Origin of the sequence: Streptomyces sp. NPDC096040 (genome assembly GCF_040303265.1) — a bacterium.
Lineage (GTDB): Bacteria > Actinomycetota > Actinomycetes > Streptomycetales > Streptomycetaceae > Streptomyces.
Genome location: NZ_JBEOTA010000053.1, coordinates 20,102 through 34,078, shown reverse-complemented (window position 1 = coordinate 34,078; position 13,977 = coordinate 20,102). Strand labels below are relative to the sequence as shown.

At 71.3% G+C, this 13,977-nt stretch carries 12 protein-coding genes and 1 pseudogene; 5 read left to right on the top strand and 8 right to left on the bottom strand.

From position 1 onward, the window contains the following. Positions 1 to 94 (top strand): annotated as a pseudogene (locus ABTY98_RS39715) (peptidyl-tRNA hydrolase); the annotation flags it as partial. Positions 95 to 131: 37 nt separating this feature from the next. Here ABTY98_RS39715 and ABTY98_RS39710 read toward each other — a convergent pair. The 5 genes from ABTY98_RS39710 to ABTY98_RS39690 are packed head-to-tail and all read right to left on the bottom strand — an operon-like array spanning position 132 to position 5,843. Continuing rightward, positions 132 to 1,388 (bottom strand): styrene monooxygenase/indole monooxygenase family protein, encoded by a 1,257-nt coding sequence (locus tag ABTY98_RS39710; protein WP_352226027.1) that lies wholly within the window; start codon positions 1,386 to 1,388, stop codon positions 132 to 134. Between the two features lie 25 nt (positions 1,389 to 1,413). Then, positions 1,414 to 2,049: a GTP-binding protein gene (locus ABTY98_RS39705; RefSeq protein ID WP_352226026.1), complete on the bottom strand. Its 636-nt coding sequence runs from the start codon at positions 2,047 to 2,049 to the stop codon at positions 1,414 to 1,416. Beyond that, complete coding sequence (locus tag ABTY98_RS39700; RefSeq protein WP_352226025.1) at positions 2,030 to 2,452, bottom strand: DUF742 domain-containing protein; 423 nt, start codon at positions 2,450 to 2,452, stop codon at positions 2,030 to 2,032. The genes ABTY98_RS39705 and ABTY98_RS39700 overlap by 20 nt, the downstream gene beginning before the upstream one ends. After that, positions 2,449 to 2,952, bottom strand: coding sequence for a roadblock/LC7 domain-containing protein (locus tag ABTY98_RS39695; protein WP_352226024.1), 504 nt, complete (start codon positions 2,950 to 2,952; stop codon positions 2,449 to 2,451). The genes ABTY98_RS39700 and ABTY98_RS39695 overlap by 4 nt, the downstream gene beginning before the upstream one ends. Then, complete coding sequence (locus ABTY98_RS39690; RefSeq protein ID WP_352226023.1) at positions 2,949 to 5,843, bottom strand: sensor histidine kinase; 2,895 nt, start codon at positions 5,841 to 5,843, stop codon at positions 2,949 to 2,951. Before ABTY98_RS39690 ends, ABTY98_RS39695 begins: the two co-directional genes overlap by 4 nt. Positions 5,844 to 6,251: 408 nt before the next feature. Here ABTY98_RS39690 and ABTY98_RS39685 point away from each other — a divergent pair, with 408 nt between their 5' ends. Further along, positions 6,252 to 7,040, top strand: coding sequence for a protein phosphatase 2C domain-containing protein (locus ABTY98_RS39685; RefSeq protein ID WP_352226022.1), 789 nt, complete (start codon positions 6,252 to 6,254; stop codon positions 7,038 to 7,040). Positions 7,041 to 7,083: 43 nt separating this feature from the next. Here the strand turns inward: ABTY98_RS39685 and ABTY98_RS39680 are convergent, their stop codons facing one another. Next, on the bottom strand, positions 7,084 to 7,575 hold the full coding sequence (locus ABTY98_RS39680) for a MarR family winged helix-turn-helix transcriptional regulator (protein WP_352226021.1): 492 nt from the start codon (positions 7,573 to 7,575) through the stop codon (positions 7,084 to 7,086). Between the two features lie 276 nt (positions 7,576 to 7,851). On the opposite strand from ABTY98_RS39680, the gene ABTY98_RS39675 reads away from it, so the two are divergent. Continuing rightward, complete coding sequence (locus tag ABTY98_RS39675) at positions 7,852 to 8,658, top strand: lysozyme (protein WP_352226020.1); 807 nt, start codon at positions 7,852 to 7,854, stop codon at positions 8,656 to 8,658. Between the two features lie 62 nt (positions 8,659 to 8,720). Here ABTY98_RS39675 and lon read toward each other — a convergent pair whose 3' ends face one another. Continuing rightward, positions 8,721 to 11,135, bottom strand: a complete 2,415-nt coding sequence (lon, locus tag ABTY98_RS39670; protein WP_352226019.1) for an endopeptidase La — start codon at positions 11,133 to 11,135, stop codon at positions 8,721 to 8,723. 171 nt (positions 11,136 to 11,306) lie between these two features. On the opposite strand from lon, the gene ABTY98_RS39665 reads away from it, so the two are divergent. Then, the gene (locus tag ABTY98_RS39665; protein ID WP_502994469.1) at positions 11,307 to 12,110 is read left to right on the top strand and encodes a GNAT family N-acetyltransferase; all 804 of its coding nucleotides are present in this window, start codon (positions 11,307 to 11,309) and stop codon (positions 12,108 to 12,110) included. 73 nt (positions 12,111 to 12,183) lie between these two features. Here the strand turns inward: ABTY98_RS39665 and ABTY98_RS39660 are convergent, their stop codons facing one another. Continuing rightward, positions 12,184 to 12,984: a rhomboid-like protein gene (locus ABTY98_RS39660; protein WP_352226018.1), complete on the bottom strand. Its 801-nt coding sequence runs from the start codon at positions 12,982 to 12,984 to the stop codon at positions 12,184 to 12,186. Positions 12,985 to 13,247: 263 nt separating this feature from the next. On the opposite strand from ABTY98_RS39660, the gene ABTY98_RS39655 reads away from it, so the two are divergent. Next, positions 13,248 to 13,937, top strand: a complete 690-nt coding sequence (locus tag ABTY98_RS39655; protein WP_352226029.1) for a spermine/spermidine synthase domain-containing protein — start codon at positions 13,248 to 13,250, stop codon at positions 13,935 to 13,937. The last annotated feature ends 40 nt before the right edge of the window (positions 13,938 to 13,977 follow it).

Below are 13,977 nucleotides of genomic sequence, written 5' to 3'. Positions count from 1 at the left end.
CGAGTGGCGGCGGGCCGGGGGCCTGCCCGGGATCACCCTCACGGGGAAGTCCGCCGAGGTACGGGTGTTTCCGCCGGTTCCCCTGGACGGGTGGCACCGCGCCCCCTGGGGCGCGGGAAACTGCACCGTACTCAGGCGGCGCCGGCCACCGAGGCCAGGTATGCCTCCGTCTTCTCGGGCTCGTAGAAGAAGTTCTCGAAGTCCGAGGGGTCGTTGAAGCCGTTGGCGAAGCGGTCGGCGGCCGGCTGGAGCTGGCCTGCCGCGCCGAGCAGGTTGAGGATGTGCTCCGGCGGCGGGGCGAGCATCGCGTTCGTCCACTTGGTGACGTGCTGGGCGGTGCCCCAGTAACGGTCGAAGGTCTGCAGCATCCAGGTCTCGTCGAACTCCTTCTCGCCGTGTTCGAGGATCGAGGCGAGATAGGCGGCGGCGCACTTGGACGCCGAGTTGGAGCCCTGCCCGGTGATCGGGTCGTTGGCGACGACGACGTCCGCGACGCCCAGCACCAGGCCGCCGCCGGGAAGGCGGCCGACGGGGTTGCGGACGGTGGGTGCGTAGCGGCCGGCCAGCGTGCCGCCCGCGTCGGTCAGTTCGACCTTGGTGGCCCGCGCGTACTCCCAGGGCGTGTACCGCTCCATGAGTTCCAGGGTCAGGGAGAGGTGCTCCGCCGGGTCCTTGACGCCGTTGAAGACGTCCAGCGGGCCGCCGGGTATGCCCTCCCAGAAGAGGATGTCGGCCGGCCCCGAGGTGGTCAGGGTCGGCATGACGAAGAGTTCGCCGACGCCGGGGACCAGGTTGCAGCGGACCGCGTAGGAGTCCGGGTGCTCGGGGCGCGGGCCGAGGCCGTGCACGTAGGCGACGGCGAGGGCGCGCTGCGGCTCGGTGTAGGGGGACCGCTCCGGGTCCCGGCCGAACATCTGGACGAGCTCGCCCTTGCCCGCCGAGACCAGCACCAGGTCGTAGGCGCGAGCGAAGTAGTCGAGGTCGCCGACCGCCGCGCCGTGGATGACCAGCTGGCCGCCGCGCTGCGCGAAGGTCTCCATCCAGCCGGCCATCTTCACTCGCTGGTCGACCGACTGCGCATACCCGTCGAGCCTGCCCACCCAGTCGATCGCGCGGGCCGCGGGGCCCTCCTCCCAGGAGCCGGGGGCGGCGACCGAGACGCCGAGTCCTTCGATCTTCGGGGCCTGGGACTCCCAGAAGTTCAGCTGGAGGTCGCGCTCGTGCTGCAGTGCCGTGTGGAACATGCACTGCGTCGACATGACCCGGCCGGAGCGGATCTCGTCCGCGGTCCGGTTCGACATCAGGGTGACCTCGTAGCCGTGCGACTGGAGGCCGAGGGCGAGCTGGAGACCGGACTGGCCGGCCCCCACGACGAGTATCTTCCGCATGCGGGTGGTGGCTCCTAACGAAGATCTACTCGGGGGTTTCGTCCAGCGCGTGGGCGACCAGGGACAACAGCGTCTCGATCACCGGGACACGGCGGCGGGCGTCCATGATCATTACAGGTATGCGCGGGGGAATCGTCAATGCCTCCCGCACATCCTCTGGTTCGAAGCGCTCGCTGCCGTCGAAGTGGTTGACCGCGACGACATACGGCAGCCCGCAGCTCTCGAAGTAGTCCAGCGCCGGGAAGCAGTCCTTCAGGCGCCGGGTGTCCGCGAGGACGACGGCCCCGATCGCGCCCCGCACCAGGTCGTCCCACATGAACCAGAACCGCTGCTGGCCCGGCGTGCCGAACAGGTAGAGCACCAGGTCGTCGTCGAGGGTGATACGGCCGAAGTCCATGGCCACGGTGGTGGTGAGCTTGCCGGGCGTGGCGGTGAGGTCGTCGGTCTCCTCGCTCGCCTCGGTCATCAGCGCCTCGGTCTGCAGGGGCGTGATCTCCGAGACGGCGGTGACCAGCGTGGTCTTGCCGACGCCGAAACCGCCCGCCACGACTATCTTCGTCGCGATGGGGGCCCGGGCGCGGTCCGTCTGCCAGGACCGCACATGCTCCTCCTCGTCGAGGAGCGGGGCGACGCCGGAGGCGTCAGAGACGGCGTAGTCCACTCAGCACCCTTTCCAGCAGAGCGCGGTCCGGGCGGCCGACGCCGTGACCGGTCCCGGTTCCGTACACACGGATCTTTCCCTGGTCCGCGAGGTCACTGAGCAGGACCCGGACCACACCGAGCGGCATCTTCAGCAGCGCGGCGATCTCGGCCACCGTACGCATACGGCGGCACAGTTCGACGATGGCCCGCATCTCCGGCATCACCCGGGTGTTGAGGGAACCATTCGTCAGTTCCTTGCGCTCCTCCGGGGCCTCCAGCGCGGCCACGAACGTCTCCACGAGGAGGACATGACCGAAGCGGGTACGGCCGCCGGTGAGCGAGTAGGGGCGGACGCGGGCGGGTTTGCGGTCGCCGCCGCGTACCGGGAGGTTCTGACTGCGGTTCTTCGGCGCGTTGCTCATCGGCCGCTCCTCGTCGCGTCTGCCTCGAGGGATTTCCTCAGCTCACTGCGGAGTTCGGGGGTCAGGACGTGACCGGCGCGGCCGACGAACAGCGCCATGTGATACGCCACGACGCTCATGTCGCACTCCGCGGAGCCGTGTACGCCGAGCAGCGAGCCGTCGCTGATCGACATCACGAAGAGGCTGCCCTCGTCCATCGCGACCATCGTGTGCTTGACCCTGCCGAAGTCCATCAGCCGGGCGGCTCCGACGGTCAGGCTGCCGATGCCGGAGACGATGGTGGCGAGGTCGGCGGCGGAGCCTCGCGGGCCGCTCCGCTTCTCGGTGCGGGCCTCGCGGGCCGCTTCGTTGCGGCCGGGGTCCGAGGAGAGCAGGAGCAGTCCGTCGGAGGAGACCACGGCGACCGACTGGATACCGGGCACCTCCTCGACGAGGTTGCTCAGCAGCCAGTGCAGGTTACGGGCCTCACTGCTCAGTCCGAAGGTACTGGGCGCGGTCAACTGCTTGCCTCCTCGACTGTGCCCCCCGTGGCTTCTTCGGATACGACTGATCCGGGTACGGCTGGTGTGGTGCTCGGCACCTGGTTCTGGCCGGTCTGCTCGGCGATCTCCGCCGCGACGTCACGGCGGCCGGCGTCGGCGCCGCTGCGGAAGCCGCCGAGCCTGCGGCGCAGGGCGTCGGCGTCGACGCCGGTGCCGCGCTGGCGGGGGGCCGGGGCGGGGGCGGTGATCCTGGGGGTGCGCTTGGGAAGCCCCTTGCTGGTGACCGGGTCCTCGGCATCGACGCTGTCGTCCCCGACGGCACCGCCCGTGCGGGATCCGGGCACGCGGGTGGCCTGGGAGGCGTACTCACCGTCGGCGGGTGCGGGTGGCCCCAGTGGGGCGCGCTCGCCGTCGGCGGCCGCGGGGAGCGGACGCGTGTGGCCCTCGGCGTCAGCGGGGTGCGTCGGCGCCTCGGAGTGAGCGGCTCGCGTCGGCTCCTCGACGGCGGCGGCTCGCGTCGGTTCTTCGGCGGGCTTCGTTTCCGGGGCCGCCGGGACCAGGAGTTCCATCGTCGTCTCGGCGAACGTCTCCGCCGGGGCCTTCGGGCGAGCCGTCGGTTCGGGGGCCTCCGCCTTCGGCGGGGGCGCCTGCTCGTGGGCGGGCTGGTCGTCGGCCTCCCGTACGGCCTTCTCCGCCAGGGTGACCAGGGGGTCGCCGGACGTCGAGCGGCCGTAGAGGACGTTGGAGTTGACCTCCGCGTCCGCGCCGGGGAGGGAGAAGCCGTGGGTGCCGCCGGGAGCCGTCGTGGCCGACGGGGCCGCCGTCGTGGGGGCCGCCGCCAGCAGGGGCTGGGGCAGGACCACGACCGCCGCCACCCCGCCCTGCTTCTGCTCGCGCAGCTGCACGCGGACACCGAGCCGGTGGGCCAGGCGGGCCACGACATACAGACCCAGGCCGAGACCCTCCTCGCCCTCCTGGTCGTACGGCGACTCGGGGTCGAAGTCGGCGAGGCGACCGTTGAGGCGGACCATGCGGTCGGCGGTCATGCCGATGCCCTCGTCCTGCACGGAGAGCATGACCTCACCGCTCTCCAGCAGCCAGCCGGAGATCTCCACGGGCACGTCGGGCGGCGAGAACGAGGTGGCGTTCTCCATCAGCTCGGCGAGCAGGTGGCTGAGGTCGTCGGCTGCGAAGCCGGCCACGTGCGCGTGCGGCGGGAGTGCGGCGATGCGGACGCGTTCGTAGCGCTCGATCTCGCTGACCGCCGCCCGGACCACGTCCACCAGCGGGATCGGGCCCGCGTGCTGCTGGACGTGCTCGGTGCCGGCGAGGACCAGGAGGTTCTCACTGTGGCGGCGCATGACCGTGGCGAAGTGGTCGAGCTTGAAGAGGGTCGCGAGGCGGTCCGGGTCCTGCTCGCGCTCCTCCAGGCCCTCGATCACCGCCAGCTGGCGCTCGACCAGGCCGAGCGTGCGCAGTGCGAGGTTGACGAAGGTGCCGCCGATGCTGGTGCGCAGCCGCTCCAGCTGGCCGGCGGCGTCGGTCAGTTCGGCGCGCAGCTCCTCGCGGGCGTCGGCCATCTTCTGGCGCTGGCCGACCAGGTGCCTGCGGTCGGTCTCCAGGGTGGCGATGCGGTCGTAGAGCCCGGTGGCCTGCGCGTGCAGGGCGTTGACCGAGCGGACTACCTGGGCGAACTCGTCGTTGCGGCCGGTGAACGTGATCGGTTCCTCGGTGCGCGGGTCCTCGGCCTCGGCCAGCCGTGCCGAGCCCCGGCGGAGCACCGAGAGGGGACGGGTGAGCGTCCGGGCCATGGCCGTGGCGATGCCCACCGCCACCAGCATCAGGGCGCCGAGCACCGCGACCCGGATCTCCAGCGCGGTGACGTCGTCGTCGCGGAACTTGGCGAGATCCTTGGTGCGGTGGTCGTAGAGGGCGGACTCGGCGCCCCGCATCAGGTCGACCCGGGCGGACAGCGCCGTGTCCAGCTTCTTGGTGCCGGTGGCGAGGTCATCGGCGGAGAGGGTCGGCTGGTCGGTGAGGGCGGCCAGGTACTTGTCGGCGTCATTGACGTCGTTGCCGGTGACCGTGGAGTCGTAGGACTCGACCGCGGCCTTGGGCGCGGTGTCGCGGAAGTCGGCGAGAGCCGCGTCGGCGCGCAGCCTGGCCTGCTGGGCCGCCGCCGTGAGCGCGTCGCGCTGCTTCTTGTCGGCGTCGGAGGTGGTCGTGCTCGTGGTGGGCAGACCGGTGAGCGGGTCGATCGTGGTCTGGGTGGAGCTGGGGATGCTCAGGGCGGCAAGGAGAAGACCCCGGGCCGCCGCGGACTGCTGGACGGCGGAGTCCAGCTCGGCGAGCGCGTAGGCGCCGGAGCCCGCCCTGGGGGGCGTCTGCTCGGCCAGTTCCTCGGCGAGGCGGTGGAGCTCGGTGATGGTCCGGGAGTACGCCTCGTGCGCCTGGAGGGCCGTGCTCTGGCCGGTGAGGGCGGACCGGCGGACGGCCGCGATGCCGTCGAGGTCGGTGCGCAGCCAGCCCGGGATGTCGGTGTCCGCGCGCAGGTCCTCGACCTGGCGGTCGACCCGGGCGCCGCGGTCCTCGGAGGGCGCCTTGGACTTGGGGCGGCCCGCCGCGACATAGGAGGTGACCTCGTCGCGCTCGTCGGCGAGCGAGTCGGCCAGCGCCAGCGCGTCCTGGGTGCGTCCGGCGAGGGTCACCAGGTCCTGGGAGTCGCTCAGCTGCCCGGAGGCGGTCAGCAGGGCGGGCGCGCCGGCCCCCGCGATCGCCGCGGCGACCACGGCCACGGCCACGATCAGCCGCGTGCGGACACGCTTACGGCGGCCGGTGCCGACGGGAGCGGCGGCAACCGTTTCGGAGGCCGTCTTCTTGCCTGTGCGCCGAGGCCGCGTCTTCTGCACCGGTGCTCGCATTCCTGAACTCGTGTACCCAAGGGGCCGGGTGGCACCCCGTCATGATCCCCGGCATTTCGGTGCCCAGTGGGGCGTGCACCCGGGACACGCACCCGATATGTAGGTCCTCGACCCTCCCAGCGCCGGTGGGTGGTGGTCTCGCTTCACCTGACCCGCCACCCGAAGGAGTGAACATCGGAGGGGAGTTGGCGGGCAAGTTCCGGTGGACTGTGCGGGGCCCTTTTCCGGCGGGCCGGTTGGACGCGGACGACAGGCTTTGACAGTATTCGCCACCACGCCTTCCCGGAGTGCGCCATTCCACCCCAAAGCAGGCGGCTGACCTGCGAGTCCGCGTGAATTCCCGGACGGTTGCCAGCCTTTGGCGAAGATCGTGAAGGGGTCGTGCAGACTGGCCGGATGCGTACTGAAGTCGTTTCGGAACCCGGCGCCCCCGACCGCCCCAACGAGGACTTCGCCGGGGTCGGACTTCCCGCCTCGGGACAGGGGGGTTGTGTGGTCGTCCTGGACGGAGTCACCCCACCGAAGGACGAAACCGGGTGTCTGCATTCCGTCCCCTGGTTCACCGCGCGGCTGGGCGGCGCACTGACCGAACTGACCGTTTCGGCACGAGATCTGACGCTGCGGGAGATCCTCGAACGGGCGATCGGACGCACAGCCGACGCACATGCTGACACCTGTGAGCTTTCTCACCCGCGCACACCCCAGGCAACGGTCGTCCTGACCCGGTGGTCCGAGGACACCGTCGAATACCTGGTCCTGTCCGACTCCGCGCTGCTCCTGCGCTCCCCCGACGGCAAGATCACCCCGGTCCTGGACGACCGGCTCGACCGTGTCCCCCGTACCTCCCTGGCCACGGACGCGATCGCCGACGCCACGGTCCGCAACAAGGAGGGCGGCTTCTTCACGGCCGCCGCCGACCCCTCGGTAGCGGCCCGCGCGGTCACCGGGAGCGTGCCCCGGCACCGGGTCGCCGCCCTCGCCGCCCTCACGGACGGGGCGACCCGCTGGACGGAGAAGTTCCGCGAGGGCGACTGGACGGCCCTCTTCGACGTCGTACGCAAAGAGGGCGCGCGGGCGCTCGTCGACCGGGTGCGGGAGCTGGAGGCGGCCGACCGGGAGGAGCGGGCGTTCCTGCGGCGGAGCAAGACGCACGACGACGCGACGGTGGTGTACGTCGAGCTCTGAAGCCCCACCCCGAGCTCCTGGGCCCTGAAGCCCCTGTCGGTGGCTACTTCTCCATCACGCCGTTCAGCTGGTGCAGCAGCCGGGCCAGTTCGGCGACCTCGCGGCGGGGCCAGTGGGCGAGCTGGCGGACATAGCGGCCGCGGCGGGCCTCGCGGACCGTGCCGACCCGGCGCCGGCCCTCGTCGGTGAGCGCGACCAGCCAGGCCCGTCCGTCGGCCGGGTCGGGCTCGCGGACGACCAGCCCGAGCTCCTCCAGGGCCCGCAGCTGGCGGGACATGGTGGCCTTGCCGACGCCGATGTAGGCGGCCAGTTCGGTGGCGCGCTGGCCGCCGCACTCGTCGAGCCGGACCAGCAGGCCGTACGCGGCGGACTCCAGGTCGGGGTGGACCTCGCGGGCCATCTCCCCCTGGCTGGCCCTGGCGCGCCGCAGCAGCACCGTCAACTCGCGTTCCAGAGTCAGGAATTCCTGGTCTGCACCACTTGGAGTCAACCCCGTGGCGGCGCGTTGTTCGTCGCCCTTTTCGTCCTCGTGCACGTCAGCACCCCTGATCGGTTTCGCAGTCCTGAAAGTTTGCGTCAAACCCCGTCATCACCGCAGCTCGCCAAGTATTTCGCAGGCGTAGACCAACGGCAGCCTCCGGACCACCTTCCCCGGCGTCTTCTACGTGCGTAGCGTCTCTGTCAGGCAAGTCGATGGCATGTCCACGCCAGCGGTTGGCGTCGCGCCGTGTGACCCTGCGTCGTGTCGCGCCTGTCCCGCCGACCGTCTCTGGCATACCTGGGACCCCACCTCACCCCACGGAGGCACGTCATGCCCGTGCACAGACCCTCCCCCACTCTCCTCACCGCACTGCTCGCGCTGCTGCTCGCGACGGTCTTCCTCACCCCGGCCCACGCCGACACGGGCACTCCCGCCCGCGGTTCGGCGTACATGGGCATCGGCGTCCTGGCCCACGACGGTCAGAGCGGTACCCCCAAGACCGGCGACGCCACCCAGACCGAGGGCGTCGACGTCTCCGGCCACCAGGGCGACGTCGCCTGGTCGACCCTGCTGAGCAGCGGGGTCAAATGGGCCTACACCAAGGCGACGGAAGGCACGTACTACACGAACCCCTACTTCTCCCAGCAGTACACCGGCTCCTACGGCGTCGGCATGATCCGCGGCGCCTACCACTTCGCGACCCCGGACACCACGAGCGGCGCGACCCAGGCCAACTACTTCGTCGACCACGGCGGCGGCTGGTCCAAGGACGGTCAGACCCTTCCCGGCGCCCTCGACATCGAGTGGAACCCGTACGGCGCCGCCTGCTACGGCAAGTCCGCGAGCGCGATGGTCAGCTGGATCGCCGACTTCCTCAAAACCTACAAGGCGCGCACGGGCCGGGACGCCGTCATCTACACGGCCACCAGCTGGTGGACCGACTGCACCGGCAACTACGGCGGATTCGCCGCCAGCAACCCGCTGTGGATCGCCCGGTACGCCTCGGACGTGGGGACGCTGCCGGCCGGCTGGTCGTACTACACGATGTGGCAGTACACCTCGTCCGGTCCCACCGTCGGGGACCACGACAGGTTCAACGGGGCCCTGAACCGAGTCGTCGCACTCGCCAACGGCTGACACAGGGCGAAGGCCCGGGCCTCCTCGCGGGGGTCCGGGCCCTCTTCATCCGGCAGCGTCCGTCACGCCGCTACCGGAACCTCCGGCGTCGCGCCGTTCGTGGCGGGCGCGAGCGCCAGCTCCAGGACCTGGCGGACGTCGGTGACGGCGTGGACGTCGAGCTTGTCCAGCACCTCCGCCGGGACGTCGTCCAGGTCGGCCTCGTTGCGCTTGGGGATGATGACGGTCGTCACCCCGGCGCGCTGGGCGGCGAGCAGCTTCTGCTTCACGCCTCCGATGGGCAGGACCCGGCCGGTCAGCGAGACCTCACCGGTCATCGCCACGTCCGTGCGGACCAGCCGGCCGGACAGGAGGGACGCGAGAGCCGTCGTCATGGTGACGCCCGCGCTCGGGCCGTCCTTCGGGACCGCGCCCGCCGGGAAGTGGATGTGCACGCCCCGCTCCTTCAGGTCGCCGACCGGGAGCTCCAGTTCGGCGCCGTGCGAGCGCAGGAAGGACAGGGCGATCTGCGCGCTCTCCTTCATGACGTCACCCAGCTGCCCGGTGAGGGTCAGCCCCGCCGCGCCCGTCTCCGGGTCGGCCAGGGACGCCTCCACGAAGAGGACGTCTCCGCCCGCTCCGGTGACCGCGAGACCCGTCGCCACACCCGGGACCGCCGTACGGCGCTCGGCCGGGTCCTGGGCGGACTCGGGCACGTGGTGCGGCCGGCCGATCAGGGCGCGCAGGTCCTCGTCCCTGACGGTGAACGGCAGCTCCCGCTGACCCAGTTCGTGCTGGGCCGCGACCTTGCGCAGCAGCCGGGCGATCGACCGCTCCAGGTTACGGACGCCCGCCTCACGGGTGTACTCGCCGGCGAGCTTGCGCAGCGCGCTCTCGTCCAGGACGACCTCGTCCTTGTCGATGCCCGCCCGCTCCAGCTGGCGCGGAAGCAGGTGGTCACGGGCGATGACGACCTTCTCGTCCTCGGTGTAGCCGTCCAGGCGGACCAGCTCCATACGGTCGAGCAGGGCCTCCGGGATGGCCTCCAGGACGTTGGCGGTGGCGAGGAAGACGACGTCGGACAGGTCGAGTTCGACTTCCAGGTAGTGGTCTCGGAAGGTGTGGTTCTGCGCCGGGTCGAGGACTTCGAGCAGGGCGGCCGCCGGGTCGCCCCGGAAGTCGGACCCCACCTTGTCGATCTCGTCGAGCAGGACGACCGGGTTCATCGAACCGGCCTCCTTGATGGCACGGACGATCCGGCCGGGCAGCGCACCCACGTACGTACGCCGGTGACCACGGATCTCGGCCTCGTCACGGACGCCACCGAGGGCGACCCGGACGAACTTCCGCCCCATCGCGTGCGCGACGGACTCGCCGAGCGAGGTCTTGCCGACACCGGGCGGACCGACGAGCGCCAGCACGGCACCGCCACGGCGGCCGCCGATGACCCCGAGCCCCCGGTCGCTACGGCGCTTGCGCACCGCCAGGTACTCGGTGATCCGCTCCTTCACGTCCTCCAGACCGGCGTGCTCGGCGTCCAGGACCGCCTTGGCGCCCTGGATGTCGTAGGCGTCCTCGGTCCTCTCGTTCCACGGCAGTTCGAGCACCGTGTCCAGCCAGGTGCGGATCCACGAGCCCTCGGGCGACTGGTCGCTGGACCGCTCCAGCTTGTCGACCTCCTTGAGGGCGGCCTCGCGGACCTTCTCCGGCAGATCGGCGGCCTCAACCCGGGTGCGGTAGTCGTCGGACTCCTCGCCGTCCTTCTCGCCGTTCAGCTCGCGCAGCTCCTTGCGGACGGCTTCGAGCTGGCGGCGCAGCAGGAACTCGCGCTGCTGCTTGTCGACGCCCTCCTGGACGTCCTTGGCGATGGTCTCGGCCACGTCCTGCTCGGCGAGATGGTCGCGCAGCTGCTGGGTGGCGAGCTTCAGTCGGGCGACCGGGTCGGCGGTCTCGAGCAGCTCGACCTTCTGGTCGGTGGTCAGGAACGGCGAGTAACCGGAGTTGTCGGCGAGCGCGGAGACGTCGTCGATGGCCTGGACACGGTCGACGACCTGCCAGGCGGCGCGCTTGCGCAGCCAGGCGGTGGCGAGGGCCTTGTACTCCTTGACCAGTTCGGTGACATGACCGGGCACCGGGTCCGGGACGTTCTCCTCGATGCGGGTGCCCTCCACCCACAGGGCGGCACCCGGGCCGGTGGTACCGGCGCCGATGCGCACCCGGTAACGGCCGCGGATCAGCGCGCCCGGGTCACCGTCGGCCAGCCGGCCGACCTGCTCCACGGTGCCGAGCACACCGGTGCTCGGGTAGCTCCCGTCGATACGCGGTACCAGCAGCACCCTGGGCTTTCCGGGCTCGGTACGGGCCGCGGCCTGGGCGGCCTCCACGGCGGCACGGACATCGGGATCCTTGAGGTCCAGCGGGACCACCATCCCGGGCAGCACGACCTCGCCGTCGAGCGGCAGCACAGGGAGGGTGAGTGATGCGGACGTCGAAGCCATGATCTCCCCTTCGGCATTGAACTTGAGCTATGCCGACTCAATGCACATGAGCCTCGGAATGTTCCCCGGGGCGTGTTCGCTCTGAGCGATCGAGTGGTGACCTGGCGGAACAGGGGCCCGCGGAGGGAAAACAGTTGAGCCGCGCGGGTGCATTCCCCGTACGGTCGGCCGGTGACCGACACAGACCTCGCGGCGACCCTGCTCGCCGCCTACGACACCGAGATGCGCGCCGTCCAGCCCAACCCGGCGCCCTGGGTCACCTACGAGCACGACGGCCCGGTGCTCCGCGTCGTGGGCCAGCACCGCGGCTTCGTGACCGGACCGCGCGACTGGGGCGGCGTGCGCGGCCGTGAGCTGGACGCACTGATCGCCCGGCAGCGGGACTTCTTCGCGGCGCGCGGCGAGGCGGTGGAGTGGAAGACGCGGGGGCACGACGTCCCGGCGGACCTGCCGGACCGGCTGCGTACGGCGGGCTTCGTGCCCGAGGACGCGGAGACGGTGGTGATCGCCGAGGTCGCGGACCTGGCCGGGCCGGCTCCCACCCTCCCTCCCGGGGTGACATTGCGCAGGGTCACCTTGGACGCGGACCTGGGCCGCATCGCGGCACTGGAGACGGCGGTGTGGGGGCAGGACATGACATGGGTCGCCGACTACCTGCGGGGACGGCTGGCGGTGGAGCCCGACGGCAACGAGGTGTATGTGGCGGAGGCGGCCGGGAAGGTCGTATCGGCGGCCTGGGTGGCCTTCCGCACGGGCACCCGGTTCGCCACGCTGCTGGGCGGCTCCACGCTGACTGAGTGGCGCGGCAAGGGCATCTACCGCGCGCTGGTCGCCCTACGAGCGACCCGAGCGGCGGCCCTGGGCGCGTCCTACCTGCACGTGGACGCGTCGGCAGACAGCTGCCCGATCCTGAGGCGCCTGGGCTTCACGGCGGTGACGACAACGACCCCGTACGTCTGGACGCCGTCCGGCTGACGTGCGCGGCGCCTGCGAGGCCGGGGGCGGGATGGTGCTCCGGGGGGCCCTCGACGCGCTGGACGCCGCGCGGTTACGCGGCGGTGACACCGGCCGGGACCGGGGCCTGGTGCCGCTCCCGGTACCAGCGCCGTACCAGCGGCCAGAGTGCCGTCCCGATGCCCAGCGAGATCAGATGACCCCAGTTGGTCATCGGGTCTTCGAAGGCGATGAGGTCCGTGAGGAGGCTGTAGCCGACCAGGGCGAGCAGGGGCCAGCGCACCCAGGGGGTGAGCAGGCCGGAGAGGGCGCCGATGCTGGCGGCCACGCCGAAGCTGATGCCGTAGTCGAGGCGGTGCAGGGAGGTGCCGGGGAGGTGGCCGGCCAGGACCGCGAGGCCGACCGGGACCTCGGTGGCGAGGGTGGCCAGCACATGGCCCCCCAGGAAGACGAGGATCGCCCGGGCGCCCCCTATCCGCCGTTCCAGTGCGGTCAGGACGAGCACGAAGGCGAGGGCGTACGGGGAGAGGAGGCCGCCCGCGATCCACAGCGCGCTGGCCAGCAGGACGAAGACCGGGGTGCGGAGGAGGTGGGCGACGTCGGTGCTGGAGTCCTGGTAGACGGAGTGCAGGAGGCCGGGGCTGGCGTAACCGGCGAAGAGCGAGGTCAGCGTGAGGATCGCCGTGTAGGTGAAGGTGACCGGGGTGCCGGTGGGGCTGGGGAGCAACCGCCAGGGGCGCACCCGGAGGGGGCGTACCCGGAGGGCGGGGCGCGGGGTCTTCGGGGCGGCGACCGAGCCGCGCTGGCGGGGCACACCGTCCAGCAGGGCACCGACCTCCGCGGCCGGAAGGGGCTCGGGCGCGGGCGTCGATGCGGCCCTCGCGGTCCGTTCCACGGTGAGGCGCTCCTTCCGTTTCGCTCCACCCTTCGCGGTCCCTGGAGTCGCTGTCTATGACCGAGGCCACACGGGGAGCGATTCACAGGATTATCTGAAGAAGCATGAGGGGTCGAGAGGAACCATATGAGTCACCCGCGGCCACCGGCGGGCGCGAAGCGCCGGGCGGCCCCTCGAACGAGTGACACCCGTGCGACCGTCCGACGCCCGTAATTCGCGTGGCCGCAAAGCCCTGTTGAGGCAGGATGGCCGACATGGCGGAGATGACTGGCGCGACTTCCGTGGCCGACGGCCCTCCCGTGGTCCTGGACCGGCGCGAAGGGCCGTACGGCGAGGTGGTCCTGCGCCGACACGGCGGACTGTTGCAGATCATCGCCAACGGCTGCTTCCTGATGGACACCTCCGACGGCCGTTCGGAGCGGCTGCTCGTGGACGCCGCCCGGGAGGCCCTGGACGGGCGGGCGGAGCCGGCGGTGCTGATCGGCGGGCTCGGTGTCGGGTTCTCGCTCGCGCACGCCGCGCGGGATCCCCGCTGGGGGCGGATCACGGTCGTGGAGCGGGAACCCGCGGTCGTCGGCTGGCATCGGGACGGTCCGCTGTCCCCGCTCTCCGCGCGCGCGTTCGCCGATCCGCGCACAGTGCTCGTCCAGGACGATCTCCTCGCGTACGTCAATGAGACTTCCGACACATTCGACGCGCTGTGCCTGGACATCGACAACGGGCCCGGCTGGACCGTCGACAAGGGCAACGAGGGCCTCTACTCGCCGAGCGGACTCACAAGCTGCGCAAGGGTGTTGAGACCGGGCGGGGTGCTCGCCGTATGGTCCGCGCAGCCCTCCGCCGAATTCGAAGAAACCTTGCGGAATGCCGGGTTCAAACAGGTGCGTACCGAAGAGATCCCGGTTGCCCGGGGCGTTCCGGACGTCGTTCACCTTGCCGTCCGCCCTGGATAGCGAGTGCGCCGCCTGTCCCCGTAATGTGCATCCCTGACGC